Annotated in this window: 25 protein-coding genes and 1 riboswitch; of the genes, 7 read left to right on the forward strand and 18 right to left on the reverse strand. The window is 69.9% G+C overall.

The genetic code is table 11. From position 1 onward, the window contains the following. Nucleotides 1–233: 233 nt before the first annotated feature. The 5 genes from ASF94_RS00640 to ASF94_RS00660 all read right to left on the reverse strand — a co-directional run bounded on the left by ASF94_RS00640 (nucleotide 234) and on the right by ASF94_RS00660 (nucleotide 4,271). A complete protein-coding gene (locus ASF94_RS00640; protein ID WP_056660051.1) occupies nucleotides 234–872 on the reverse strand; it encodes a histidine phosphatase family protein in 639 nt (212 codons plus the stop codon). A 68-nt stretch (nucleotides 873–940) separates the two neighbouring features. Next, nucleotides 941–1,657 carry a DUF4136 domain-containing protein gene (locus ASF94_RS00645; protein ID WP_056660054.1) on the reverse strand — a complete coding sequence of 239 codons (717 nt, stop codon included), beginning with the start codon at nucleotides 1,655–1,657 and terminating at the stop codon, nucleotides 941–943. Nucleotides 1,658–1,793: 136 nt separating this feature from the next. Next, complete coding sequence (gene ttcA / locus ASF94_RS00650; protein ID WP_056660057.1) at nucleotides 1,794–2,780, reverse strand: tRNA 2-thiocytidine(32) synthetase TtcA; 987 nt, start codon at nucleotides 2,778–2,780, stop codon at nucleotides 1,794–1,796. A 201-nt stretch (nucleotides 2,781–2,981) separates the two neighbouring features. Continuing rightward, entirely contained in the window at nucleotides 2,982–3,353 is a 372-nt protein-coding gene (locus tag ASF94_RS00655; protein WP_056660722.1) for a dihydroneopterin aldolase, read from the reverse strand. A gap of 57 nt (nucleotides 3,354–3,410) precedes the next feature. Then, nucleotides 3,411–4,271 (reverse strand): SDR family oxidoreductase, encoded by an 861-nt coding sequence (locus ASF94_RS00660; protein WP_082492873.1) that lies wholly within the window; start codon nucleotides 4,269–4,271, stop codon nucleotides 3,411–3,413. Between the two features lie 100 nt (nucleotides 4,272–4,371). Between ASF94_RS00660 and ASF94_RS00665 the strand changes: the two genes are divergently transcribed. Next, a complete protein-coding gene (locus ASF94_RS00665; RefSeq protein ID WP_056660063.1) occupies nucleotides 4,372–5,499 on the forward strand; it encodes a class I SAM-dependent methyltransferase in 1,128 nt (375 codons plus the stop codon). A 169-nt stretch (nucleotides 5,500–5,668) separates the two neighbouring features. Here the strand turns inward: ASF94_RS00665 and ASF94_RS00670 are convergent, their stop codons facing one another. From ASF94_RS00670 to ASF94_RS00690, 5 genes are all read right to left on the reverse strand, one after another. Continuing rightward, nucleotides 5,669–6,757 (reverse strand): ABC transporter ATP-binding protein, encoded by a 1,089-nt coding sequence (locus ASF94_RS00670; protein WP_056660066.1) that lies wholly within the window; start codon nucleotides 6,755–6,757, stop codon nucleotides 5,669–5,671. A gap of 61 nt (nucleotides 6,758–6,818) precedes the next feature. Further along, nucleotides 6,819–7,697 carry a carbohydrate ABC transporter permease gene (locus tag ASF94_RS00675; RefSeq protein ID WP_156382374.1) on the reverse strand — a complete coding sequence of 293 codons (879 nt, stop codon included), beginning with the start codon at nucleotides 7,695–7,697 and terminating at the stop codon, nucleotides 6,819–6,821. Further along, nucleotides 7,684–8,634, reverse strand: a complete 951-nt coding sequence (locus ASF94_RS00680) for a carbohydrate ABC transporter permease (protein ID WP_056660069.1) — start codon at nucleotides 8,632–8,634, stop codon at nucleotides 7,684–7,686. The genes ASF94_RS00675 and ASF94_RS00680 overlap by 14 nt, the downstream gene beginning before the upstream one ends. A 3-nt stretch (nucleotides 8,635–8,637) precedes the next feature. Then, nucleotides 8,638–9,975 (reverse strand): ABC transporter substrate-binding protein, encoded by a 1,338-nt coding sequence (locus ASF94_RS00685; protein ID WP_056660072.1) that lies wholly within the window; start codon nucleotides 9,973–9,975, stop codon nucleotides 8,638–8,640. Between the two features lie 61 nt (nucleotides 9,976–10,036). Beyond that, nucleotides 10,037–10,993, reverse strand: coding sequence for a TauD/TfdA family dioxygenase (locus ASF94_RS00690; protein ID WP_056660075.1), 957 nt, complete (start codon nucleotides 10,991–10,993; stop codon nucleotides 10,037–10,039). Between the two features lie 295 nt (nucleotides 10,994–11,288). Here ASF94_RS00690 and ASF94_RS00695 point away from each other — a divergent pair, with 295 nt between their 5' ends. The 4 genes from ASF94_RS00695 to ASF94_RS00710 all read left to right on the forward strand — a co-directional run bounded on the left by ASF94_RS00695 (nucleotide 11,289) and on the right by ASF94_RS00710 (nucleotide 15,519). Beyond that, on the forward strand, nucleotides 11,289–12,209 hold the full coding sequence (locus ASF94_RS00695) for a TauD/TfdA family dioxygenase (RefSeq protein WP_056660078.1): 921 nt from the start codon (nucleotides 11,289–11,291) through the stop codon (nucleotides 12,207–12,209). Between the two features lie 349 nt (nucleotides 12,210–12,558). Beyond that, complete coding sequence (locus ASF94_RS00700; RefSeq protein ID WP_235505224.1) at nucleotides 12,559–13,545, forward strand: ABC transporter substrate-binding protein; 987 nt, start codon at nucleotides 12,559–12,561, stop codon at nucleotides 13,543–13,545. A gap of 55 nt (nucleotides 13,546–13,600) precedes the next feature. Then, nucleotides 13,601–14,599 (forward strand): ABC transporter ATP-binding protein, encoded by a 999-nt coding sequence (locus ASF94_RS00705; protein WP_056660729.1) that lies wholly within the window; start codon nucleotides 13,601–13,603, stop codon nucleotides 14,597–14,599. After that, nucleotides 14,596–15,519 carry an ABC transporter permease gene (locus ASF94_RS00710; protein WP_056660083.1) on the forward strand — a complete coding sequence of 308 codons (924 nt, stop codon included), beginning with the start codon at nucleotides 14,596–14,598 and terminating at the stop codon, nucleotides 15,517–15,519. The genes ASF94_RS00705 and ASF94_RS00710 overlap by 4 nt, the downstream gene beginning before the upstream one ends. A gap of 95 nt (nucleotides 15,520–15,614) precedes the next feature. On the opposite strand, the gene ASF94_RS00715 is transcribed toward ASF94_RS00710, so the two are convergent. Continuing rightward, on the reverse strand, nucleotides 15,615–16,151 hold the full coding sequence (locus ASF94_RS00715; protein ID WP_056660086.1) for a 6,7-dimethyl-8-ribityllumazine synthase: 537 nt from the start codon (nucleotides 16,149–16,151) through the stop codon (nucleotides 15,615–15,617). A 123-nt stretch (nucleotides 16,152–16,274) separates the two neighbouring features. Beyond that, nucleotides 16,275–16,443: riboswitch (FMN riboswitch) on the reverse strand. Between the two features lie 240 nt (nucleotides 16,444–16,683). Here ASF94_RS00715 and ASF94_RS00720 point away from each other — a divergent pair. Then, nucleotides 16,684–16,878, forward strand: a complete 195-nt coding sequence (locus ASF94_RS00720; RefSeq protein ID WP_056660732.1) for a DUF2905 domain-containing protein — start codon at nucleotides 16,684–16,686, stop codon at nucleotides 16,876–16,878. Between the two features lie 149 nt (nucleotides 16,879–17,027). Here ASF94_RS00720 and otsA read toward each other — a convergent pair whose 3' ends face one another. The 4 genes from otsA to ASF94_RS00740 all read right to left on the reverse strand — a co-directional run bounded on the left by otsA (nucleotide 17,028) and on the right by ASF94_RS00740 (nucleotide 22,446). Next, on the reverse strand, nucleotides 17,028–18,440 hold the full coding sequence (otsA, locus tag ASF94_RS00725) for an alpha,alpha-trehalose-phosphate synthase (UDP-forming) (RefSeq protein ID WP_056660087.1): 1,413 nt from the start codon (nucleotides 18,438–18,440) through the stop codon (nucleotides 17,028–17,030). Then, nucleotides 18,437–20,248 carry a glycoside hydrolase family 15 protein gene (locus ASF94_RS00730; protein ID WP_056660735.1) on the reverse strand — a complete coding sequence of 604 codons (1,812 nt, stop codon included), beginning with the start codon at nucleotides 20,246–20,248 and terminating at the stop codon, nucleotides 18,437–18,439. The genes otsA and ASF94_RS00730 overlap by 4 nt, the downstream gene beginning before the upstream one ends. A gap of 137 nt (nucleotides 20,249–20,385) precedes the next feature. Continuing rightward, nucleotides 20,386–21,123, reverse strand: coding sequence for a trehalose-phosphatase (gene otsB / locus ASF94_RS00735; RefSeq protein WP_056660090.1), 738 nt, complete (start codon nucleotides 21,121–21,123; stop codon nucleotides 20,386–20,388). Nucleotides 21,124–21,201: 78 nt separating this feature from the next. Beyond that, the gene (locus tag ASF94_RS00740; RefSeq protein WP_056660093.1) at nucleotides 21,202–22,446 is read right to left on the reverse strand and encodes a multifunctional CCA addition/repair protein; all 1,245 of its coding nucleotides are present in this window, start codon (nucleotides 22,444–22,446) and stop codon (nucleotides 21,202–21,204) included. Between the two features lie 74 nt (nucleotides 22,447–22,520). On the opposite strand from ASF94_RS00740, the gene ASF94_RS00745 reads away from it, so the two are divergent. Next, nucleotides 22,521–22,973, forward strand: a complete 453-nt coding sequence (locus ASF94_RS00745) for a hypothetical protein (RefSeq protein WP_056660096.1) — start codon at nucleotides 22,521–22,523, stop codon at nucleotides 22,971–22,973. A gap of 130 nt (nucleotides 22,974–23,103) precedes the next feature. On the opposite strand, the gene ASF94_RS00750 is transcribed toward ASF94_RS00745, so the two are convergent. The 3 genes from ASF94_RS00750 to ASF94_RS00760 all read right to left on the reverse strand — a co-directional run bounded on the left by ASF94_RS00750 (nucleotide 23,104) and on the right by ASF94_RS00760 (nucleotide 24,962). Then, on the reverse strand, nucleotides 23,104–23,427 hold the full coding sequence (locus tag ASF94_RS00750; protein WP_056660100.1) for an NIPSNAP family protein: 324 nt from the start codon (nucleotides 23,425–23,427) through the stop codon (nucleotides 23,104–23,106). Nucleotides 23,428–23,431: 4 nt separating this feature from the next. Further along, nucleotides 23,432–24,124, reverse strand: a complete 693-nt coding sequence (locus ASF94_RS00755; RefSeq protein ID WP_056660103.1) for a glutathione S-transferase family protein — start codon at nucleotides 24,122–24,124, stop codon at nucleotides 23,432–23,434. A 265-nt stretch (nucleotides 24,125–24,389) separates the two neighbouring features. Further along, complete coding sequence (locus ASF94_RS00760) at nucleotides 24,390–24,962, reverse strand: 5-formyltetrahydrofolate cyclo-ligase (protein WP_056660106.1); 573 nt, start codon at nucleotides 24,960–24,962, stop codon at nucleotides 24,390–24,392. Nucleotide 24,963 lies beyond the last annotated feature (1 nt).

The raw sequence follows: 24,963 nt of genomic DNA on the forward strand, positions 1-24,963 counted from the left end.
CGTTGTGCTGCTTCAGTTGCTCGATCTCGGTCGCCAGTTGCGCCCCGCGTGGCGGGTGGCCGCGCGGGTTGGAATCTTCAGGCGCGTCTGGTCAAAGAGTTTTTCGAGGTCGCGCAGAACGTGTGCGCGTTGGGCGAAATCCCGCGAAAGTGCCCGCCCCGGTCGTTTCGAAGCACGGCGAGGCGCGCGTGGGAACGGGCGTGACCAGCCCCTGAGCAGGCGCCAAGGGTATGTCAGGAATGCAACTCGTCCCGCACCCCCGCCTCCAGATGCCCCACATCCCCCCATCCCACCAGCGTCAACCCGTCAGGCGTCCACAGCAGCCGGTTGATGGCGGCGTTGCCCAGGTACCAGGTGCGCGGGGATTGGGTGTCCTGCCCGGTAGCCAAGCGGTAGAGGGCGTCCAGCACGCCGCCGTGGGCCACCAGCACCATCTGCTCGCCGGTGTGGCGGGCGGCCAGGCGGTGCACCGTCTGGGCGATTCGGGTGCGCACGGTGGTCAGCGATTCGCCGCCAGCGGGGGCGTAGTCGGGCTCGCGCTGGCGCCAGCGTCTCGCTTCGTCGGGGAGTTCGGCCTCGATCTCGACGAACGTGCGGCCCTCGAAGTGCCCGAACCCCCGCTCGCGCAACCCCGTCTCCAGCGTCAGCGGCGCGCCCGTGGTGTCCGCCACGGCCTGCGCGGTGGTGCGGGCGCGTTGCAGGTCGCTGGTGTAGATGGCGGCCAGGGGCTCGTCGGCCAGCGCGGCGCCCAGGCGGCGCGCCTGCCAGAGGCCGGTGTCGTTGAGTGGAATGTCCAGGTGGCCCTGGATGCGGGTGTCGACGTTCCAGGCGGTTTCGCCGTGGCGGATGGCGATGATGCGGGTGGCTTGCATGCGGGCTGTGCGGTCGGGCGCTGGAGGCGAAGGGGCCGGGCGGGCAGGGCGGACGAGCGGGCGCTCGGTCAGGGCCGCACCACCACACCGGGCGTGACGGCGGGGCCGGCCGGGTACGCGGCGGGAGCGACCGTGATGGTGGACGTGGCCGCCCCGCCCGCCGAGCCTGCCGCGCCCGGCGTGATGGTGGTGCGCACCTGGCGCGTGCCGGCCGGCGGTGTCGGGAAGCCCGTCAGCGCGGCGTCGAACAGCAGGCCGAAGATGGCGGGGTCGTCGGTCCACACGTCTTCATAGACGGCAGAGGTTTCATAGACGACCTGCTGCGTGGTCGCGTCGCGCAGCACCAGGCTGACCGAACGGCGGTGCAGGGTGGGTGGCCGGTCCATCATCCAGCCGCCGCCCAGGCCCCAGCCGTAGCGCCCGCCATAGCGGAGGCCCCAGCCGAAACGGCCGTAGAACGGGTCGGCGTAGTACGGTGCCCAGGCGGGCGTCACGTAGCTGCCCTGCGCGCCGATCTGCAGCACCAGGCGCGCGTTGGCGTCGTCGCGCTGCAGGCCCACGCGGGCCAGCGACTGCTGGGCCAGCGCCTCGATGGCGTTGAACGAGGCCGCGTGCGCGGCCTGCGAGGGCAGGCGCTCCAGCCGGTAGGTGGCCGGTTGCGGGATGCCGGGCAGGGTGGAATAGCTGCGCACGTCGCTGTCCACCACGCGGGTGGAGGCACAGCCTGCCAGCACGGCAGCCGCCGCGCACAGCACAAGGGGTCGAAGCCAGCGCATGATCGTCATGGAAATCTCCTCGTCAGGAATGAGGGTGAGGGCACAAGCACACGGGCAAAAAAGGCCAACGCATGGCTGACGGATCGGGCTGGCGAAGACGGCGGCGCCGGAGTTCGGCGCGCCGCCCGGGCTGGCGGCGGCCTGCTCAGGACGACAGGTTCACCACCTGCAGGCCCGGCAGGCCCGACGCGGGGCTGGCGGCCGGGAATGCCTCGGGGTCGAATGCCTTGTCGCCGTCTTCGCTGGCCACGCCCGTGGCCTTCAGACCCTGGAAGTCGTGCAGCGTTCCATCGAGCAGGTGCGAAGGCACCACGTTCTGCAGGGCGTTGAACATGTTGTCGACCCGGCCGGGGAAGCGCTTGTCCCAGTCGCGCAGCATTTCGCCGACCTGCTGGCGCTGCAGGTTCTCCTGACTGCCGCACAGGTTGCACGGAATGATCGGAAAGTTCTGCTGCTGCGCCCAGCGGGTGGTGTCTTTCTCGGTCACGAAGGCCAGCGGGCGGATCACCACGTGGCGGCCGTCGTCGCTGACCAGCTTCGGCGGCATGGTCTTGAGCTTGCCGCCGAAGAACATGTTCAGCAGCAGCGTCTGCATGATGTCGTCGCGGTGGTGGCCCAGCGCGATCTTGGTGCAGCCCAGCTCGTCGGCCACGCGGTAGAGAATGCCGCGGCGCAGCCGGCTGCACAGGCCGCAGGTGGTCTTGCCCTCGGGCACCACGCGGCGGACGATGCTGTAGGTGTCCTGGTTCTCGATGTGGAAGGGCACGCCGGTGGTGGCCAGGTACTCGGGCAGGACGTGCTCGGGAAAGCCGGGCTGCTTCTGGTCCAGGTTGACGGCCACCAGGTCGAAGTGGATGGGCGCGCGCTTTCGCAGCTTGATGAGGATGTCCAGCAGGGTGTAGCTGTCCTTGCCGCCGGACATGCACACCATGACCTTGTCGCCTTCCTCGATCATGTTGTATTGCACGATCGCCCGGCCGGTTTCGCGGCAGAGGCGCTTTTCCAGCTTGTGGGCCTCGCGCTCGATCTTGGCGGAGGCGGCGGCAACGGCGGAACCCCCGCCGGCCGGGCCGGCAGCGGTTGCGGCGTCGGCGGTCCAGTCGGTGGCGATGGAAGAGGGCAGGGCGGTCATGAGCGAGGGCGCAACGGTGCGGACAGGGACAGGGGCAGGGGCGGGATCGGGGCGGCGGGCAGGCGGGCGAAAAGATCGGCGTGGCCGGCGCGCGGAAGGGGCCGCAATTTTAGGGGCACCGCCATTTCCGCGCCTTTCGCTGCCTTTGCGTGGGTGGCCTGGGTCGCCCGGGGTGCGTGGGGCGCGTGGGGCGCCGGGCCCTCACCAGTCGCCGCATTCCATGCGGATGGCGACCTCGCAGTCCTCGAAGATCTCCAGCTTGGCGATCTTCACGCGCACGCCGATCACGCCGGGCAGCTGCATCAGCCGCCGCGTGAGCTTGCCGATCAGGCTCTCCAGCAGGTTGACGTGCTCGGCGGTGCATTCGTCGATGATGATCTGGCGCACCTTGCGGTAGTCCAGCACGTGGCTGATGTCGTCGTCGTGCGGCAGCAGCGGCTGGCGGCCCTGGTTGAGTTCGGCGTCCACCTGGATGGGCTGGGGCGCGGTCTTCTCGTGGTCGAGGATGCCCAGGTTGGCGTCGAAGCGCAAACCGGAGAGGGTGAGGATCTGCAGGCCGCCGTCGTGTTGCATGGGCATTGCGTCAGGTCAGTGGAAGGAACGGGAAAGGATCAGGCGAAGGCCGCCCGGTCACATGAGCGAGAAGTCGCGCTCGAAGCGCATCAGGTGCTGGCCGCCATCGACCAGCAGCGTGGTGCCGGTGATCGACGGGTTCTCCAGCGCGAACTTCACGGTGGCGGCCACGTCGGCAGGGGTGGACGAGCGGCCCAGCGGGCTCAGCGTGTGCAGGCGGCGGAACTGCGCGTCGTCCAGCAGATGGCTGGTGAGCGTGAGCCCGGGCGCCACGCCCACCACGCGCACGCGCGGCGCCAGGGCCAGCGCCAGCATGGTGCCGGCGGCTTCCAGCGCGGCCTTCGACAGGGTGTAGCTCAGGAAGTCGGGGTTCTGGTTCCACAGCTTCTGGTCCAGCAGGTTGACCACCGCGCCGCGCGGGTCGGCCTCGCCACTGTCGGCGCGGGCCTGCAGGTGATCGTGCAGCGCCTGCGCCAGCAGCACGGGCGCGGCGGTGTTGCTGCGCAGGTGCTTTTCCAGCGCGGCGAAGCCGAAGCTCGCGGCGTCGTCGTGCTCGAACAGCGATGCGCTGTTGACCACCGCATCCACGCCGCCGAAGTGCGCCGTCACGCGCGGCAGCAGTCCGCGCACCTGGGCCTCGTCCTCGAAATCGGCATCGAAATGGGCGCTCGCGCCCGCCAGATCGGCACATGCAGCTACGGTTTCCATAGCATCCTGCGCAGACTGACGGTAGTGCACCGCCACCTGCCAGCCGCCGGCCGCCAGCGCCAGCGCGATCTCGCGGCCCAGGCGCTTGGCTGCGCCGGTGACCAGCACGGTCCGGGGACGCTGGGCAGAGGGCGCGGGCGGCCGGTCGGGCGAGGCAGGCGAGGCAAGAGACGCTGGAGAAGCAGAAGGGGCGGAGGAGGCAGGGGGCATGGGGGACAATCGGCGGGTGACCAAGACAGACAACCAGACGCAAGCAGCCAGCACGGAAACGCCCAGTGTAACGAGCGTCCCCGCGCCGTCCGGCTCCTCCATGGGCGACCAGCACAGCATCCATCCCCCGGCGGAAACCGCGTCGGAACCGTTGGCCGACCGCATCGCCCGCGCCATCGATTCGGCCGGCGGCTGGATCGGCTTCGACCGCTTCATGGAGATGGCCCTCTACACCCCGGGGCTGGGCTACTACGCCAACGAATCGCCCAAGTTCGGCAGCCTGCCGGGCTCGGGCAGCGACTTCGTCACCGCGCCCGAGCTCTCCCCCGTTTTCGGCCAGGCCCTCGCCGCGCAGGTGCGAGAAGCGCTGGACGCCACCGGCACCGACGAGGTGTGGGAATTCGGCGCGGGCTCCGGCGCCCTGGCCGCACAGCTGCTGCAGGCGCTGGGCGACCGGGTGCGGCGCTACACCATCGTCGATCTGTCGGGCAGCCTGCGCAGGCGCCAGCAATCGGCCCTGGCAGCGTGGGAAGGGCGGGTCATCTGGGCCGACCGCCTGCCCGAGCGCTTCGAGGGCGTCGTCGTCGGCAACGAGGTGCTGGACGCCATGCCCGTGCAGCTGCTGGCCCGCCACGGCGGTGCGGTGGGCGGCGTGTGGCACGAGCGCGGCGTGGCGGCCGCTGCGGGCGGGCGCTTCGCCTGGGCCGACCGCCCCACCGCACTGCGCCCGCCAGTGGAGCCCGACGGCCCGCAGGACTACCTGACCGAGATCCATGCCCAGGGCGAAGGCTTCCTGCGCATGTTGGCCCAGCGCCTGGCGCGCGGTGCGGCCTTCCTCATCGACTACGGCTTTCCCGAAGGCGAGTACTACCATCCCCAGCGCCACATGGGCACGCTGGTCTGCCACCAGGCGCACCAGGTCGATTCCGACCCGCTGGCCGATGTGGGCGCCAAGGACATCACCGCGCACGTCAACTTCACCGCCATGGCGCTGGCGGCGCAGGACGCAGGGCTGAACGTGCTGGGCTACACCACCCAGGCCCACTTCCTCATCAACTGCGGTTTGCTATCGATTCTGGAGCAGCTGCCCCAGGCGGAACGTGCGCAAGCGGCCAAATTGATGATGGAGCACGAAATGGGCGAGCTGTTCAAGGTGCTGGCCGTGGGGGCGGGAGAGCCGTGGGAGCCGATGGGCTTCACCCAGGGCGACCGCACGCACCGGCTCTAGGGCGGCGGGCAAGCCCTGCGGGCGTCGTCACCGCATCTCCTCGCACTGCCGTATTGCCGTGCTGCCGCACTGCCCTCGGCGCGGCGCCCGGCCGGCACCGCTGGGCGAGGTTCTGTCAGCCGCTCCTGGCGCGAACTGCGCAACCCGGTCGCCGCAGCCACCGCTGGCTTCAGTTCAGCCGCGCGCCGCTGGCGGCATCGAACAGGTGCGCCTGCGCCGCCTGCGGTCGCAGCCAGAGCGGCTCGCCGGGCCGCAGCGCGATGCGGTCGCGGAAAGCGGCCAGCACGTCGTGGCCGCCGTCGCCCACCGACAGCGCCACCTGCGTCTCGGCGCCCGTGGGTTCCACCACCACCACGCGGGCGGGCAGGGCGCCGTGTGCATCGTCCGCGCCGCTCGCCAGCGCGAAGTGCTCGGGCCGCGCGCCGTACAGCACGCGGTCGCCCTGGCGCGCGCGCGGCGCCCGGGGCAGCGGCAGCTGCAGGCCGTCGTCGGTCACCACGCGGGGGCTGCCGTCCAGCTCCAGCCGGCCGGGGATGAAGTTCATCGAGGGCGAGCCGATGAACCGCGCGACGAAGGCGTTGGCCGGGCGGTCGTAGAGTTCCAGCGGCGCGCCGGCCTGCTCCACGCGGCCGTCCTTCAGCACCACGATACGGTCGGCCAGCGTCATGGCCTCGACCTGGTCGTGCGTCACATAGACCGTGGTGGTGCCCAGGCGCTGGTGCAGCGCCTTGATCTCGGTGCGCACCTGCACACGCAATTGCGCATCCAGGTTGGAGAGCGGTTCGTCGAACAGGAAGGCGTCGGGCTGGCGCACGATGGCGCGGCCCATGGCCACGCGCTGGCGCTGGCCACCCGAAAGTTGCCGCGGGGTGCGGCCGAGCAGTGCTTCCAGCCCCAGGATGGCCGCCACCTCGCCCACGCGGCGCTGGATGGCATCGCGCGTCTGGCCTTGCAGCCTCAGCGCGAAACCGAGGTTCTCGGCGACCGTCATGTGCGGGTAGAGCGCGTAGTTCTGGAACACCATCGCGATGTTGCGGTCGCGCGGCGGCGTGTCGTTGACCAGGCGCCCGCCCAGGCGGATCTCGCCGCCGGTCACGGATTCGAGCCCCGCGATCATGCGCAGCAGCGTCGATTTGCCGCAGCCGGATGGGCCGACGAGGGCCACGAATTCGCCATCGCGGATGCCGATGTCCACGCCGTGGATGACCGGCGTGTCGCCGTAGTGCTTGGTGATCTGATGCAGCGTGAGCGCAGCCATGAAGGGTCCTTCTTTCTTTCTTTGTTTTTTTCTTTTTCGCTCTCTGTGCGAGGGAAGGGGTTCAGTCCTTGACCCCGCCCGCCGTGAGCCCCTGCACGAGGTACTTGCGCACCAGCACGGTGAACACTACCACCGGGAACATCACCAGCGTGCCGCCCGCGGCGATCTTGGACCACTCCCAGCCCTCGTACTGCAGGAAGTTGACGATGGCCACGGGGGCCGTCACCGCCTGCGTGCGGGTCAGGATGAGGGCGTAGAAGAAGTCGTTCCACGCGAAGATGAAGCACAGCACCGCAGTGGCCGCCACGCCCGGCGCGGCCAGCGGCAGGGTGATGCGCCAGAAGGCCTGCCACACGCCGCAGCCGTCGATGTAGGCGGCTTCCTCCAGCGCGGTGGGCACGGCCTCGAAGAAGGTCTGCATGAGCCAGATGACGATGGCGAGGTTGAAGGTGAGATAGACCAGCGCCAGCCCGAAGAGGGTGTCCTGCAGCCCGAGCCAGCGGTAGGCGAGGAAGAACGGGATGGTGAAGGCGATGGGCGGGGCCATGCGCGTCACCAGGATCCACAGCGCCACGTGGCGGCGGCCCGGGAACTGCCAGCGCGTGAGCGCATAGGCCGCCGGCACGCCGATGGCGAGCGACATCGCGGTCGAGAGCGTGCTCACGGCCAGGCTGTTGAGGAACGAGCGGAGGAAGCTGCCCTGCAGCAGCGCCCGGAAGCCGTCCAGCGTGGGCACGAACAGCAGGCGGTCCTCGAACAGGTCGGCGGCCGGCTTGAAGGCCAGGTGCACCAGCCAGAGGAAGGGGAACAGCGCCACCGCCAGCAGCACCAGCGCGGCGGCAGCGCGGCCGTGGCGGCGCAGCCAGCCCGCGCGCGCGCCGCTCCCGGCCGGCGCGTCTTCGAGGTGCCGGTGGGGCAGGGCGATTTCAGTGCTTGCCATGGTCGTTCCACCCCAGTCGCCCCACCAGCCAGCTCAGTGCGAACACGCCCGCCAGGATCACGGTGGCGATGGCGCTGGCATAGCCCCAGTACGAGAAGTTGAAGGCCTGGATGAAGCCGTAGTAGTTGGTCACCTCGGTCACCGTGCCGGGGCCGCCGTCGGTCAGCACGAAGATCAGCGGGAACGCCTTGAAGCTGTCGATCAGCCGGAACAGGCCGCACACCACCAGCACCGGGCGGATGTGCGGGAACACGATGTAGCGGAACAGCTGCCAGCGGTTGGCGCCGTCCAGGCTCGCGGCCTCCAGCGGGTCGGCGGGCATCATCTGCAGCGCCGCCAGCACCATCAGCATGGTGAAGGGAAACCACTGCCAGGTCTCGGCGAAGGCGATGGCCCAGAGGGCGGTGTCCGGGTTGGCGATGAGCGAGCGCACCGGCCAGCCAATGGCCTCCAGCGCACGGTGCAGCGGACTCACGTCGGGCGTGAACAGGATCTTCCAGATCAGCGCCACCACGATCGGCGGCAGCACCATGGGAATCAGGAAGGCCCCGCGCACGGCGCCCAGCACGCGGGCAGGGGCGTTCAGCAGCAGCGCCAGCCCCAGGCCCACGGCCAGCTGCAGCACCACGCTGGCGGCCGAGAGCTTGAGCTGCGTGGCGATGGAGCCGAGGAAGCGCGCGTCTTCCAGCAGATGCCGGTAGTTGCCCAGCGGATCGCGGAAGTGGAAGGTGCCTGCCGGGTCGGTGAGGCTCAGCGGCGTGAGGCTGGCCACCACCAGCGCCCCGGCCGGCACCAGGGTGATGGCCAGCAGCACGATGAGCGCCGGCGCCAGCCCGAACGCGAAGGCGCGCCGGCGCGTGGCCTGCCAGCCCCGGGGAGCGGACGATGCCGGGGCCCTCGGCGTTGCCGGGGCGGCGAGTGCGTTGGCGGCGCCCATGGCTCAGATCTTCTGGCCCGCGCGGCGCAGCTCGGCAATGGACTGCGCCTGCGCCTGCTGCATCGCCTGCCGCGCATTCGCCTGGCCCGAGGCGATGAGCGCGATGGCCTTGTTGAGCTGCTGGTCCACCTGCGGATAGACCGACACGGTACGGTACTTCATGTGGCCGGTGCGCTCGGCCAGGCTGATCGAGTCGAGCGACAGCTGGGCGAGGTCGCTGCCGTTGATGCGCTGGCGGCTGCGGAACTCGGGCGAGTCGATGTCGGAGCGCCGCGCGGGCGAGCCGTAGCCGGCCGCCACGGCGCGCCGCGTGGTCTGCTTGGAGAGCGCCCACTGGATGAAGGCCCAGGCGGCCTCCTTGTTGCGCGACCCGGCCGGTATGCCCAGGCCGTGCACGGCGGTGCCCGGGAACCGCCCGGCCGGGCCCTTCGGCACGAACCCGAACTTCACCGTCTTGAGCGTCTTGCTGGTGGCCGCGTCGCCCAGCTGCGCGAGGTGCAGCTGCCCCGCGTCGGAGAAGTTGACGCGCCCGAGCTTGAGCGCCTGCGTGACCTGGTCCGGCTGGTAGGTGATCGCGCCATCGGGGCCGAATTCGCGGATCAGGTTCGCGTAGTAGTCGGCGGCGGCCACGGCCTCGGGCGTGTCCAGCGTGGGAAAGAGATCGTCGGGCGCCTTGCGGAACACGTCGCCGCCGAAGGCGTGCAGGTAGGGCACGAAGGTCCAGCCGTAGTGGCTGTCGGAGACGAAGCCGGCCACCCGCTCCTTCTTGTTCACGGCGCGCAGCACCTTCACGAGGTCGTCGGTGGTGTCGGGGAACGCCAGGCCCGCCTGCTGAACGAGGTCGAACCGCGACGAGACCGACAGCAGCGCCTCGGCCGTCCAGGGAATGCCGTAGAGCTTGCCGTCGCGTCCCGTTTCCGGCGCGCGCGCTCCGCTCAGGAAGTCGTTCAGGTCCCAGTCGGGCGGCGTGTGCTGCGGGCTGGCGATGAACTCGTCCAGCGGCGTGAGCCAGCCCGAATCGATCCAGCGGCTGGAGTAGATGAAGGTCACGTTCACCACGTCGTACGCCGAGCCCTTGGTGGACAGCTCCAGGTCCGCGCGCTGGTTGTAGACCGGGAACGAGGGCGCGTCGAAATTCACCTTCGCTCCCGACAGCGCCTCGAACTCCGGCAGCCACTGCTGCAGCAGCTTGGGGTAGGCGGCGCTGAAGGTGGAGACGTTCAGCGTCGTGCCCTGGAAGCGGCGCGCGCCGCCGGGCTGGGCATGGGCAGCGAGGGCCGGCAGCAGAAGGGAGGCCCCGATGCCGGTGGCGGCTTGCAGAAGGTGGCGGCGTTGCGTCATGGGTGGGATGCGGGTACGGGTGCGAAGGAAGGCGTGCGGGCGTGGCGGGCTGGCGGCAGGGTCAGGCGGTGGTCGCGATCAGCGTGTCGATGTGCGCGTCGTTCGTCGCCTCGGGGCGGCGGCGCGTGCGGCTCTTGCGGCCGTCCACCGCCACGGCAGGGTCGCCGTGCACGGTCACGCGGCGCACCACGCGCGGCTGGCGGCCGTAGTCGTTGACGGCGATGTGCTGCGTGGCGCGGTTGTCCCAGATGGCCACGTCGTTCTGCTGCCAGCTCCAGCGCACGGTGTTCTCCAGCCGCGTCACGCGGTTCTGCAGCAGCTCGAAGAGCCGCGCCGATTCGGTGGACGAGAAGCCCTGGATGCGCTGGATGAAGTGGCCCAGCAGCAGCGCGCGCTCGCCCGACACCGGGTGCACATGCACCAGCGGATGCTCGGCCTCGTACACCTCCGAGGCGAACACGTCGCGGTGGTGGCGCAGGCGCGTTTCGTCGACCACCAGGCGGTCGGCGCCGTAGTCGTAGTTGTTGCTGTGCACGGCCCAGAGGCTGTCGGCCAGGCGCTTGAGGTCTTCAGGCAGGCGCTCGTAGGCCGCGGCGGTGTTGGCCCAGACGGTGTCGCCGCCATAGGCCGGCACGGTCACGGCGCGCAGGATGCCGTACTTGGGGAACGCGTCGAGGAAGGTCACGTCGGTGTGCCAGGAATCGGCGCGGCCGCCGCCCTTGGAAGCGTCCAGCTCGAAGATGCGCGTGCCTTCGCGCGCCGGCACCGTGGGATGCGCCACGGTGCGGCCCAGGCGCTCGCCGAACGCCTGGTGGCGGGCGTCGCCCAGCTGGTGCTGGCCCCGGAAGAACAGCACCTTGTGGCGCACGAGCGCCGCCGTGAGGTGGCCGATGGTGGTGTCGTCCAGGCTGGCGGACAGCTCCAGGTCCAGCACCTCGCCGCCCAGTGCGCCCGCCACGCGTCGGATGCGCAGGTCGCCGAAGGAAGTGTCGATCGAATCGTCGGAAACAAGGCTCACGGAAGGCTCCAGAAGAAGAGGGAATGGACGGATTCTGGAAGTGGCTGCAGGCGGCGCGAAGCGCGTTTTCCGATCAAGCAAACGCGGAAAAAAGGGGCTTCCAAGCTCATGCGTTTCTTGTCTGAAGCAGCCCGGGGCCGGCAGGGCCGATCGGCTCGCTTAGCTGTTTTCGTAGTAAACAACTGACGAACCATTCGTTCCAGATAGGAAGGCCGGCGCCTAAAGTGGCCTCCAAGTCACTCGCCGCCCTGCTCCACGAAGTGTTGTGGGCGCGGCGCTACCTGGAGATCCCCCCATGTCCGCAGTCCTGTCCCGTGCCTTCCAGGCATTCCAGCCCCCGGCGACCCCTTCGCCTTCGGGAAGCTTCGAGATCCGCCCCTTGGCCGGCGCGCCGCTGGGTGCCGAGGTGCTGGGCCTGGACCTCTCCCGTCCGCTCGACCCTGCGGATTTCGCCCGGCTGCAGCGCGCGCACCTGGACCACCACGTGGTCGTGTTCCGCGACCAGCGCATCACCCCGCGCCAGCACATCGACTTCAGCCGGCGCTTCGGGCCGCTGCAGATCCACGTGCTGAAGAATTTCCAGCTGGCGGACCACCCCGAGATCCTCATCGTCTCCAACATCAAGGACGAGGCCGGCCAGCCCCTCGGCCTGGGCGATGCCGGCCACTACTGGCATTCCGACCTGTCGTACAAGGAGCGGCCCAGCCTGGGTTCGCTGCTGCACGCGCAGGAGCTGCCCGGCGAGGGGGGCGACACGCTGTTTGCCGACCAGCATGCCGCCTACGACGCTTTGCCCGAGGCACTCAAGCGCGCCATCGCGCCGCTGCGGGCCGAACACAGCTATCTGGCCAAGTACGAAGAACTGCGGGCCAGGAGCCCCTGGCGCCCCAAGCTCACGCCCGAGCAGATCGCCGAGGTGGCGCCTGCCGTGCACCCGGTGGTGCGCACGCACCCGGAGACGGGCCGCCGCGCGCTGTTCGTCAACGAGCACTTCACCACGCGCATCGTCGGCTGGCCCGAGGACGAAAGCCGCGATCTGCTGAACCTGCTGTTCGCCGCTGCCGTGAGGCCCGAATTCGTCTATCGCCACGCGTGGCAGCCGCACGACTTGGTGTTCTGGGACAACCGCTCGGTGCAGCACCTGGCGGCCGGCACACCCGACAGCCAGCGCCGCAAGCTCTACCGCACCACGGTCGAGGGCGACCTGCCGTTGTAGATGGGAGCACCCCCCTGAAGGCGCTGCGCGCCTTCCCCCCGCTCTCACCCCGCGCGTGGGAGGGGGCGCCGCCGGTGGCCGGGCTAGGCCCGTTCCACGGCGTCTGCTGGCTTGGCCTGCGTCGCAGCCTTTCCAACGATGAGGCCGCGGGCGTGCCAGCCATGGCTCCCCACGGGGGAAATGAGTGATTGCTATTGAATTCGTAGCTGCTGATGCTTGACAGATAAGCGCTGCAGGCACTTTTGACTTGGAAATCTTTCGAAGGAGCTTTGATATGTCACCCACCACTGCCGCCACGGCTTCTGCACTGCGCCGCATCTTCCTGGGCAAGGCCGCCGCCATCGCCACGATGGCCGGCCTGCTGGCCACCGGGCTGGCCACGCCGCTGGCCGCCCACGCCGAAGAAGGCAAGCTGCGCATCGCCCAGCAGTTCGGCATCGTCTATCTGCTGCTGAACGTGGCGCAGGACCAGAAGCTGATCGAAAAGCACGGCAAGGCCGCCGGACTCGATATCCAGGTGGATTTCCTGCAGCTGTCGGGCGGCTCGGCGGTGAACGATGCGCTGCTTTCGGGCAACATCGACATCGCGGGCGCCGGCGTGGGCCCGCTCTTCACGCTGTGGGACCGCACGCGGGGCCGGCAGAACGTCAAGGGCGTGGCATCGCTGGGCAACTTTCCGTATTACTTGGTCAGCAACAACCCGGCGGTGAAGACGATTGCCGACTTCACCGAGAAGGACCGCATCGCCCTGCCGGCGGTGGGCGTGTCGGTGCAGTCGCGCGTGCTGCAGTTCGCCTCCGCCAAGCTCTGGGGCGACAAGGAATTCAACCGGCTCGACAGGCTGCAGGTGGCCGTGCCGCACCCGGATGCGGCGGCAGCCATCATCAAGGGCGGCACCGAGATCACCGGCCACTTCGGCAACCCGCCGTTCCAGGAACAGGAGCTGGCCGGCAATCCCAAGGCCCGCATCGTGCTCAATTCCTACGACGTGCTGGGCGGCCCCGCTTCGGCCACGGTGCTCTACGCCACCGAGAAATTCCGCAAGGAGAGCCCCAGGACCTACCAGGCCTTCCTGGCCGGGTTGAACGAGGCGGCCCAGTTCGTATCGGCGAATCCCGAGAAGGCGGCTGACATCTACCTGAAGGTGACCGGCGCCAAGACCGACCGCGCCCTGCTGCTCAAGATCATCCAGAACCCCGAGGTGCAGTTCAAGGTGGAGCCCCAGAACACGCTGGGCCTGGGCCAGTTCCTGCAGCGCGTGGGCGCCATCAAGCACAAGCCCGAATCGCTCAAGGACTACTTCTTCGACGACCCGCTCACCGCGCGCGGCAGTTGAGACCTGAAGAACGACCAACCGAACGACCGAACGAACGGAGGCAGCCATGCTGACGATGCAACGACTCGCGCCCATGTCCGCCGGCCTGCTGGAGCGGGTGCAGGAAGAAGTGGGGCCCTATGCCGGCTGGCCGGACGACGCCGCGGCCCTGCCTGCCCCGGCGGCCGCGGGCCTGCCGGTCGGCGCGGCCCAGCCCCTCTTGCGCGTGGACGGCGTCAGCATCGACTACCGCACGCCCCGGCGCGCCGTGCGCGCCACGCACCGCGTCAGCTTCGACGTGCACCCCGCCGACCGGCTGGTGCTGCTGGGCGCATCGGGCTGCGGCAAATCGACGCTGCTCAAGGCCATCGCCGGATTCATCGCACCCAGCGAAGGGCGCATCCTGCTGGACGGCCAGTCGGTGACGAAGCCCGGGCCCGACCGGGTCGTGGTGTTCCAGGAATTCGACCAGTTGCCGCCCTGGAAGACCGTGCGCGACAACGTCATGTTCCCGCTGCTGGCCTCGCGCCGCGTGGGGCGGGCCGAAGCCGCCGAGCGGGCGGCGCTGTACCTGGAGAAAGTGGGGCTGGCGCCCTTTGCCGACGTGCACCCCCACCAGCTCTCGGGCGGCATGAAGCAGCGCGTGGCGATCGCCCGGGCGCTGGCCATGCAGCCCCAGGTGCTGCTGATGGACGAGCCCTTCGCCGCGCTGGACGCGCTCACGCGGCGGCGCATGCAGGAAGAGCTGCTGGCGCTGTGGGACGAGTTCCGTTTCACGCTGATCTTCGTCACGCACTCGATCGAAGAGGCGCTGGTGGTGGGCAACCGCGTGGCCATCCTCTCGCCCCACCCGGGGCGGCTGCGGGCCGAGATCAACAGCCACCAGTTCGGCCTGCACAGCCTGGGCGGCGCCGAATTCCAGTCCACCGCGCAGCGCATCCACCGCCTGTTGTTCGACGAGCCTGCGGGCGAGGGCGGCCACGGCGCGGGTGCGCCCGGCTCGGTCGCGGCCGATGCCGCGCAGCTGGCGCAGCGCCCGTCCGCCGCCTCGCTGCCTTTCCGGATCGCCATATGAGCCGCACCACCTTGCCTTCTTCCTATGCAACGGCCCCGGCAGGTGCCGCGCCCGCCGCCCGCGTGCCGCCGGTGCGGCCCGAGGTGGAGCACACGCTGCCGCCGCTCACTGGCGTCGCGCCCGAACGCCCGCTGCCCTGGGCCACCCGCGTCTGGCAGCAGGGCACCGTGCGGCGCCTTGCCATCCTCGTCGTGCTGGCCGCGCTCTGGGAAGTGGCGGCCCGCTGGCAGAACAACGACCTGCTGCTGCCCACCTTCCTGCAGACCGCACGGGCGCTGGGCGAAGGCATCGCGTCGGGTGAGCTGCTGGGCAAGGCCGCCATCTCGCTCGGCGTGCTGCTCAAGGGCTACCTCGCCGGCATCGCGGGCGCCTTCGTACTGACCACGCTGGCCGTCTCCACCCGGTTCGGGCGCGATTTGCTCTCCACCCTCACCTCCATGTTCAACCCGCTGCCGGCCATCGCCCTGCTGCCGCTGGCGCTGCTGTGGTTCGGGCTGGGGCAGGGCAGCCTGGTGTTCGTGCTGATCCATTCGGTGCTGTGGCCGCTGGCGCTCAACACCTACGCCGGGTTCCAGGCAGTACCCGAGACCCTGCGCATGGCCGGGCGCAACTACGGGCTCACCGGCATCCGCTACGTGCTGCAGATCCTTGTGCCGGCCGCGCTGCCGTCCATTCTCTCGGGCCTGAAGATCGGCTGGGCCTTCGCCTGGCGCACCCTCATCGCGGCCGAGCTGGTGTTCGGTGCCTCGTCGGGCCAGGGCGGCCTTGGTTGGTACATCTTCCAGAACCGCAACGAGCTCTACACCGACAAGGTGTTCGCCGGCCTGGCGCTGGTCATCATCATCGGCCTGCTGGTGGAGAGCCTGGGCTTCCAGACGCTGGAACGGCTGACGGTGCGGCGCTGGGGCGTGCAGCGCTGAGAACGCCGCGCGGTTGCCCGGTCGGTCAGGGCTGCGCGAGCAGCCGCTGGCCCGTCCCGCAGGCGGCTGGCCGGGGCTGCGCCGCCGCGCTGCTCTCAGTGACCGGCCGCGAGTGCCGCGTCCAGCTGCTGCAGGCTCTGGACGGTCTGCACCGCTGCGCGTGCGGCTTCGGCGCCCTTCTGGACGAAATGGCGCCGGAAATAGTCGCGGTGCTCGGAATGCTCGTGGAAGTTGTGGGGCGTGAGCACCACCGACAGCACCGGCACGTCGGTGTCGATCTGCACGTCCATCAGCGCGCTCACGACCGCCTGGGCGACGAAATCGTGGCGGTAGATGCCGCCATCGACGACCAGCGCGCAGCCGGCGATGGCGGCGTACCGGCCCGAGCGCGCCAGGCGCTTGGCATGCAGCGGGATCTCGAAGGCGCCGGGCACCTTGAAAACATCCACCTGGTCGGAAGGAATGCCCAGCGCGGCCAGTTCGGCCAAGAAGCCCGCCTGGGCTTCGCCCACGATCTCGGCGTGCCATGAGGCTGCGATGAACGCATAGCGCTTGCCTGCGCCCCCGGGGGGTGGGCTGGCATCGCTGCTGGGGGAAAGAACGGAGAAAGGAAGGTCTTGGAGCTGACTCATGGTTGCCTACGGATGCCGCAGCTGCGGCGGATGGACCAGAATCAGGGCGCACGATCCCTCAGCGCGCCGACGACGCCGCAACCATCCCGGAGGACGTGCGGACACCCATGGCACCTGGCAGGTTCGCGCTCTCTTGCATCCGGACTGTGACCGTCGGCCCCGGAATCACACCGGGTCTGCTGACCCCGCCGGCGCAGACGGCTAGCGGGCGCTCGCGGGCTCGTGCGGATGGAGGAAGCCTCCGTTCGCCATGACCGCCGGTGGGGAATTCCACCCCGCCCTGAGAACGCTTTTCCGGCCTCCTGCGCGAAACGAAATCGCGTCGGTAGGCCGGAGCGGCAATTCTAGGCCACGGGCCCAGGTGGATGCGGTGGTGGTGTCTTGTCCACGTCGGGTGCTGCAGCTTCTCCTTCCGGTGGCTACGAGCCTGGGTCTCGCCCGTCATGGTTTCGACCTCCACCCGCTGAGCGGGAAGGCATTGCGCGGCAGCGTCCGGCCCCGGGTCGACTCTCGCCCCACCTACACTCCCCGCATGCTGCGCTGGTTTATCGTCGTCTTCCTGGCCCTCATGTGCATCAGCTGGCTGTCGCCGCTGTTGCGGCGGATCGGGTTCGGGCGGCTGCCGGGGGATTTCCGGTTCCGGCTGGGCGGGCGCGACTGGGATGTGCCGCTGGCGTCCACGCTGCTGCTGAGCTTCGTCGCCAGCCTGATCGCCAAGTGGATCTGAGCGGGCAGGGCGGCCAGCCGCAAGTCGAGCGCCCCGGCCGCTACGTCAGTGGGCTTTCCGGAAGGTGCTCTGGGCGGATGGCCGGGTGCTGCCCTGCTGCAACGGCCATGCCGGCCCGGCGTGGTGCCACCGCACGGGGCCCCGGCGCCTCAGGACCGTATCGCCAGGTGGCTGCGGTCGTCGTCCTCGCCAGCATCGGCCAGCGCGGCCAGATAGGTCTTGCGCCACCAGTGCACGTCGTGTTCGCGGATGCGTTCCATCAGCCGCTGGTGCCGGCGCTGGCGTTCGGCCAAGGGCATCTGCAGCGCGGTCTGGATGCTGTCGGCCATGCCCTGCGTGTCGTACGGGTTGACCAGCAGGGCTTCCTTCATCTGCTCGGCCGCGCCTGCGAAGCGCGACAGCACCAGCACGCCCGGGTCTTCGGGGTCCTGCGCGGCCACGTATTCCTTGGCGACTAGGTTCATGCCGTCGCGCAACGGCGTGACCAGGCCCACGGCGGCGGCGCGGCACAGGCCCGGCACGCGCTTGCGCGCCACGGTGCGGTGGATGTAGCGCAGCGGCATCCAGTCCAGGTCGCCGAAGTCGCCGTTCACGGCGCCGCACAGGCCCTCCAGCTCGGTGCGCAGGTCGGCATAGGCATTCACGCTGTCGCGCGAGGGCGAGGCGATCATGATCATCGTCGCGCTGTGCTGGTTCTCCGGGTAGCGCGACAGCAGCTCGCGGAAGGCGCGCACGCGCTGCGGAATGCCCTTGGAGTAGTCGAGCCGGTCCACGCCCAGCAGCAGGCGGCGGCGGGAATATTCCTCGCGCATGGCGGTGAAGGTGTCCATCGCCTCGGGGGCCTCGGTCAGCCGCGTGAATTCGTCCACGTCGATGCCGATGGGAAACGCCGCCACCTGCACCGTGGCGCCGAAGGCGCGCAGGCGCTGGGCGCCGACCGACTGTGCGTCGGCCTCCTTGTCGAGGTAGCGGATGAAGTGGGCGACGTCGGCCTCGCTCTGCAGGCCCACCAGGTCATAGGCGAAGAAGGAGCGCATCAGCCATTCGTGCTGCGGGATGGCCGCCATGATGAGCGGCGGCGGCACGGGAATGTGCAGGAAGAACCCGATCTTCTGGCGGCAGCCCAGCGCACGCAGCTCCGCCGCCAGCGGGATGAGGTGGTAGTCGTGCACCCAGATGGTGTCGTCTTCCTTCAAGAGCGGCAGCAGCTTGCGCGCGAACATCTGGTTCACGCGCCGGTAGCCGGCGATGTAGCCCGCGTTGAAGTCGGCCAGGTCGAGCCGGTAGTGGAAGACGGGCCACAGCACGCTGTTGCTGTAGCCGTAGTAGTAGCTGTCGTGGTCCTCGCGGCACAGGTCCACCGTGGCCAGCGTCACGTTGCCGGCCTGGCGGGTGTGCAGCGTGCCCTCGCCGGGCAGGCCGTCCTCGGTGACGGTGCCGCTCCAGCCGAACCAGAGGCCGCCGGTCTGGTTGAGCGTTTCGCCCAGCGCCACGGCCAGGCCACCGGCGGCGGGCTTGCGGGGGTCGGCCAGGCGGTTGGAGATGACGACGAGGCGGCTCATATGACGGTGTCCCAGGGGGCGGAAAGGCGCATGGCGGCGTTGATGATGCCGACCATGGAATAGGTCTGCGGGAAGTTGCCCCACATCTCGCCGGTCTCGGCGTGCGTGTCTTCCGACAGCAGGCCCAGCGGATTGCGGGCGGCCAGCATGGCCTCGAAGATCTCGCGCGCCTGGCTGCGGCGGCCGATGCGCGCGAGGGCGTCGATGCGCCAGAAGGTGCAGATGTTGAAGGCCGTGTCGGGCTTGCCGAAGTCGTCGGCCGCCTCGTAGCGGCGCATGTAGGGGCCGTCGCAGAGCGACACCTCCATCGCGTCCACCGTGCTGACGAAGCGCGGGTCGCGCGGGTCGATCAGGCCCACCTCGGCCATCAGCAAGACGCTGGCGTCCAGCTCATGGCCGCCGAAGCTCTCTGCGAAGGCCTGGCGCTTGTCGCTCCAGGAACGGGTGAGGATCTCTTCGCGCATGCGGCTGGCGTGCGCCCCCCAGTGGTCTGCGCGGTCGGGCAACCCCAGCTTGGCGGCGATCTTTGCCAGCCGGTCGCAGGCCGCCCAGCTCATCAGCGCGGACGAGGTGTGCACCCGGGCGCGGGTGCGCAGCTCCCACATGCCCGCGTCGGGCGTGCCGTAGACGCGCACGGCCAGCTCGCCGATCTGTTCCATGCGCGTGAACTCGGCTTCGCCCGCCGGGTGCAGCAGGCGCTTGTCGTGGAAGGCCTGGGCGGCGCCCAGGATGATGTTGCCGTACACGTCGTGCTGGAAGTGCTCGGCCGCTTGGTTGCCCACGCGCACCGGGCCCATGCCGCGATAGCCCTTGAGGTGGGGCACGAAGAATTCGGGCAGCTCGCGCTCCAGTCCGATGCCGTAGAGCGGCTGGATGTGGCCCTCGCTGGCCTCGGCCACCACGCTGCTCAGCCAGCGCAGGTAGTCCTCCATGGTCGCCGTTTCCGACAGGCTGTTGAGCGCGCGCACCACGAAGAAGGCATCGCGCAGCCAGCAGAAACGGTAGTCCCAGTTGCGGCCGCTGTGGGCCGATTCGGGAATGCTGGTGGTCATGGCCGCGACGATGGCGCCCGTGTCTTCGTAGAGCGAGAGCTTGAGGGTGATGGCCGCGCGGATCACCGCTTCCTGCCATTCCAGCGGCAGCGCCAGCCGCTGCGTCCACTGCCGCCAGTAGGCCACGGTGTCCTGCTCGTACGAGCGCGCCGTGTCGGCGATGCCGGCGGGCAGGGCCTCGTCCGCGCCCAGCAGGAAGTTGTATTCGCGGGACAGCACGAAGGGCTGGCCCGACAGCACGTGCGACACCGGCGCATCGGTGTTGAGCCGCAGCGTCAGCGCCGCGCCGACGAAGCGCACGTGGTTGCTGCCGCGCGTGATCTCCGGCTGCTCGCTGCCCCAGCCGTAGCGCACGTTGGCGGTCACGCGGATGCGGGGCGAGCCCTTGACCGGCCGCACGCGCCGCACCAGCAGCATGGGGCGGAAGAAGCGCGAGCGGGCGTAGAAGCGCGGCGCGAAGTCGGTGATCTCGATGCTGTTGCCGGCCTGGTCGGTGAGCTGGGTGCGCAGCACGGCCGTGTTCGGCTCATACCACTGGCGGCTTTCGACCTGGTTCTCCAGCTCGATGGCGAAGCGGCTGCCTTCCTCGCCCGGCTGGATCAGCGCGTTGAAGACCGGGTCGCCGTCGAAGCGCGGCATGCACGACCAGACGATCTGGCCCTGCGCGTCCACCAGCGCGCTGATGGAGCAGTTGCCGATCATGCCGAGCTGGAGCGAGCCCTCGATGGGCGGCGCGAAGGTGGCCGGCCGCGCCATGGGCTGGACGGGCAGGCCGCGCATGGCATCGGCCAGCGGCAGCGCGGGCTCGCCCAGGGCGCGGGCGTCCGCCGTCGTCGGCGGCTGCGAGGGCGAGGAAGCGCTTGCGGGCGCGGAGTCTTCGGGGGGCGTGGTCGTCATGCGGGAAGTCCCTGGGGAGAGGCCATCTGAAAAATCCATTCGCGCAGCTCGGTGGTGTCGGTGCAGCGGGCCTGGGCCTGGGTTTCGCCCGGCCCGACCTTGACGCCGATGCCGCCCAGCGCCCGCACGGCGGCGAAGCCGTGTTCATCGGTCACGTCGTCGCCCGCAAAGACGGGAATGCGGCCCTGGAACGGTGCATGGCGCATGAAGTCGGCAATGGCGCGGCCCTTGTTGGGGCCGGCGGGCTTGATCTCCAGCACGCACTTGCCCTGCAGCACCTCCAGGCCCGGCGCCTGGGCCAGCGCATGGTCGACGGCCGAGCGGCAGCGCGCTTCCAGCTCGGGCGCCTGTCGATAGTGCAGCGCGACGCCGGCGCTCTTGCGTTCCAGCACCAGCGCGGGGTGGCGGTCGAGCATGGGCTGCAGCACGCTCAGCACGGGCGCCAGGTCGGGTGCCGGCACGCCGCGTTGCACGCCGTCCGCCAGCCGGTACTGGGCGCCGTGTTCGGAGGCCAGCGGCAGCTGCAGCGGGCTCAGGAAGTGGTCGATGTCGGCGCGGGTGCGCCCGGTGGCGATGGCGAGGGCGCCGCCCAGGTAGCCGGAGAGGGTGCGCAATGCGGGCACCACGCCGGGGTGGACCTGCACCGCATCGGGGTGCGAGGCGATATCGGCCAGCGTGCCGTCGAAGTCGAGAAAGAGCGCATGTCGCGCCGTCAGCAACGGGGGCTTTTGCATCGGCGGAACCTTAGCAAAATGCTTGCCGCGGCCATGTAGGCCGGCGGCTACTGTCCAGGCAGCGGCGCGGTGCGGGCGCTACTGCGCCGCTGCGAGATGCGCCTGCAGCGCGGCAGTCCGGGCGCGCCGGATGGCCTCGCCCACCTGCGGCCCGGTCATGCCGGCCTGAGCCGCCTGCGCGGCGATGGGGGCAGTGGCCACGGCCCGGGCGGCAGCCAGCGCCGCCGCCAGCCGGTCGCGCTGCGGATAGGGCGCTTCCTCGAAGCCCAGCCGGCCGCGCGCATCGCATTCGCAGGCCAGCAGCACGTCGGCGAAGCGCTCGGGCTTGCGCAGCGCGTCGCAGCGCTCCAGCAGGCGCAGCAGGGCGGCGGCGTTCAGTTCGCCGCTGCGGTGGATGTTGCCGTGCTCGCGGGCCACCACGTCGGCCGTTTCGCGGCAGTCCACCGGCACGCGCAGGCGCTCGGCTACGCCTTGCAGCAGCCGGGCGCTGCGCATTTCATGGCCTATGTGGCGCGGCAGCACGTCGGCGGGTGTGGTGCCCTTGCCCAGGTCGTGCGTGAGGCAGGCGAAGCGCACGGCCAGCGGCGCCTGCAGCCGCGCGGCCATGTCCAGCACCATCATCAGGTGGATGCCGGTGTCCACCTCGGGGTGGTATTCGGCGCGCTGCGGCACGCCCCAGAGCCGGGCGACCTCGGGCAGCAGCACGGCGAGCGCGCCGCAATCCCTCAGCACCTCGAACATGCGCGAGGGGCGCGCTTCCATCAGCCCGCGCGCCAGTTCCTGCCAGACGCGCTCGGGCACCAGGTGGTCGGCCTCGCCGTCCTCCACCATCTCGCGCATCAGCTGCAGGGTTTCGGGCGCGACGCTGAAGTCGGTGAAGCGCGCGGCGAAGCGCGCCACGCGCAGGATGCGCACCGGGTCTTCGCGGAAGGCGTCGGTCACATGGCGCAGCACGCGGGCTTCAAGGTCTCGTACGCCGTTGTAGGGATCGAAAAGGCCCGCAGCGCTTGATCCGTCTGTGCTGGATGCTATCGAATTGATAGTAATGTCGCGGCGTGACAGGTCTTCTTCCAGCGTCACGTCGGGCGCGGCGTGCACGGTGAAGCCCCGGTAACCGTGGCCGCTCTTGCGCTCGGTGCGGGCCAGGGCGTATTCCTCGCGCGTCTCGGGGTGCAGGAAGACGGGAAAGTCGCGCCCCACGGGCAGGAAGCCGCGTGCTTCCATGTCGGCCGGCGTGGCGCCGACGACGACCCAGTCGCGGTCATGAATGGGGCGGCCCAGCAACCTGTCGCGCACCGCGCCGCCCACCAAATAGATCTGCATGCGGGCAGTGTAGCCAGGGGCTTGCCTATAGTCGGGAGCTTTCTCGCCCAGCGACCCTTGCGCCTTCCATCGCCATGACCCTGCCTCCGCTCACCATCGCCCAGCTGAATCCCGACGGCAGCCTGCCCATTCCTGCGCCGGCGCCCCCGGCGGTGGACGCCGCCGCCGAGGCCGCCCAGGCGCAGCTGCGCCTGGAGGAATTGCAGGAAAAGCTCGACGCCCTGCAGGCGGTGCTGGACAAGCCGCTCAGCGCCATCCTGGCCGAGCAGGCCCAGGCGCAGGAGGCCGCCACCGCCTGGGACGCCTTCGGCGCCATGTGGATGCTGTCGCAGCGCGCCATGCGCCGCGTGGCGATGGACCTGGCCGCCGCCCAGGGCGTGAGCGAGCAGGAGGTGGTGCAGCGCGCCATGGCGCACGCGCGCAGCGTGCTGAACGTGGAGGACGAGGACCTGGGCGGCAGCGTGGCCCCGGCGCAGCTGGCGCACATCGCACGGCACAAGGCGTTCCTGCGCAAGCAGTTCCGGTGAGGGCCGAAGATCAAAGAGAAGGTGGCGCGGGCACTGCTGCTGGCCCGGTGACGGCCCATTCGCCATGGGCTTGCCGGAGGGCTGGCCAACCCAGGCTTCGACCCCTCGGCCGACGCGGCACAGGCCCCGCTCAGTCCGAACCCACGCCCTCGAACACCGGCCGGAAGAAGCTGCGCTCGTAGCTCACGATGCAGCCCGTCTCTTCGGCATAGCGGAAGGCCGCCTGGCACTCCGCGTCCTCCATCGACCGCTGCCGGTACACCTCGTAGGCGGCCAGGCTGTCGAAGGTGAAGAGGGCCAGCGCGATGTTGTTGGCGCCTTCGCTCGGCATGAAGTAGCCGTGGTGCCTGCCGCCGAATCTCTCGACCAGCGGAATCCACAGCCGTCCGTAGTGCTCGAACTCACGCAGCTTCGCCGTGTTCAGCACGTAGCGCAGGTAGATAGTGACGGCCATGGCCTCAGCCCCGCCCGCCGCGCAGGCGATAGGGTTCCTCGAAGTCGCGGAAGTCGTTCTCGGCCAGCGCACCCTGCACCCAGGCCTGCACGCCGGGCAGGGCCATCACCCGGTCCACATAGGCCTGGATGTGCGGCGGCAGCGGCAGCGCGTAGGTGACGAGGCGGGTGCACACCGGGGCGAAGAACGCATCGGCGACCGTGAAGCCGCCGAATAGCATCGGCCCGCCGTGCGCGTCCAGCAGCTGCGTCCACAGGCTGACCAGCCGGGCGACGTCGGCACGCACGGCGGCGTTGTCGCGCCAGAGCAGCGCGCCTGTGCCCTGCAGGCGCGCCTCGATGTTCATCGGGCAGGCACCGCGCAGGCCGGTGAAGCCGCTGTGCATTTCGGCGCAGGCGCTGCGGGCCACGGCGCGCGCGCGGGCATCGGCCGGCCAGAGGGCGCGGTCGGGAAAGCGCTCGGCCAGGTATTCGGCGATGGCCAGCGTGTCCCACACCACCAGGTCGCCATCGACCAGCGCCGGCACCTTGCCCGTAGGCGACACGGCGGCGATGCGCTGCTTGAAGGCCGAATCGGCCGCGAAGCTGTCGAAGCGCACCAGCACTTCCTCGAAATCGATGCCGGCCTGGCGCATCAGCACCCAGGGGCGCATGGACCAGGAGGAGTAGTTCTTGTTGCCGATATAGAGCTGGAGCATGGCGGGCTTTTCAGAAAGGAGAGTGACGAGCCCAGTCTAGCCAGGCCGTGCCACGCCAGTGATGCATTGCGCAGCCCCGTTTGATGCCTGGGGCGCATCATCCCGGTCGGCCCCCGTCCTTGAACCGTCGAGCGGCCGCGGAGCAGGCCAAGCCAGTGCAACCGCGGAACTGGCTCTGCCAGGCCGCCGGTTGCGTCCCCCTTCCCGCCTCGCACAGCGAGGCGAGAGAAGGGGGAAGCGGCGCAAGCCGCTCAAGGGATCGCCTTTAAATCGGCCAGACCACGCCGTTGTCGTTCAGGATGGCATCCAGCGGCAGATCGTGCGCCTCGTGCTCGAAGTCTTCGAGGAAGCCGTTGGTGAAGCCCAGGCCCACGGTGGTCGGGCGCGGCTGCAGCGTGGCCAGGGTGCGGTCGTAGAAGCCGCCGCCATAGCCCAGGCGGTAGCCGCCGGCGCCATAGCCCACGCAGGGCACGAACAGCAGGGTGGGCACGATCACCTCGGTGTCCTTGGGCTTGGGAATGCCGTAGGCGTCTTCCTCCATCTCGCAGCCCGGGTACCAGGCATGGAAGGTCAGCGTCTTGTGCTGCTTGTTCACCACCGGCAGGCCGATGCGGCGGCGCAAAGGCTGGTCCAGCAGTTCTCCGTCCTCCTTCCAGCGGTGCAGGGCGGGCAGGGGGTCGAACTCGCCCTTGATGGGCCAATAGGCGCCGATGACCGTGTCCGGGCGGTCCACCAGCCAGATGCGCATCACGCGCTGCAGCAGGTCGGCGCGCCGCAGGCGGTCGGGCAAATTCAGACGCTCTTCAATCAGTGCGCGGCGCAGGGCTGCTTTGTCCATC

The sequence above is a fragment of the Acidovorax sp. Leaf160 genome (assembly GCF_001424265.1).
Lineage (GTDB): Bacteria > Pseudomonadota > Gammaproteobacteria > Burkholderiales > Burkholderiaceae_C > Paracidovorax.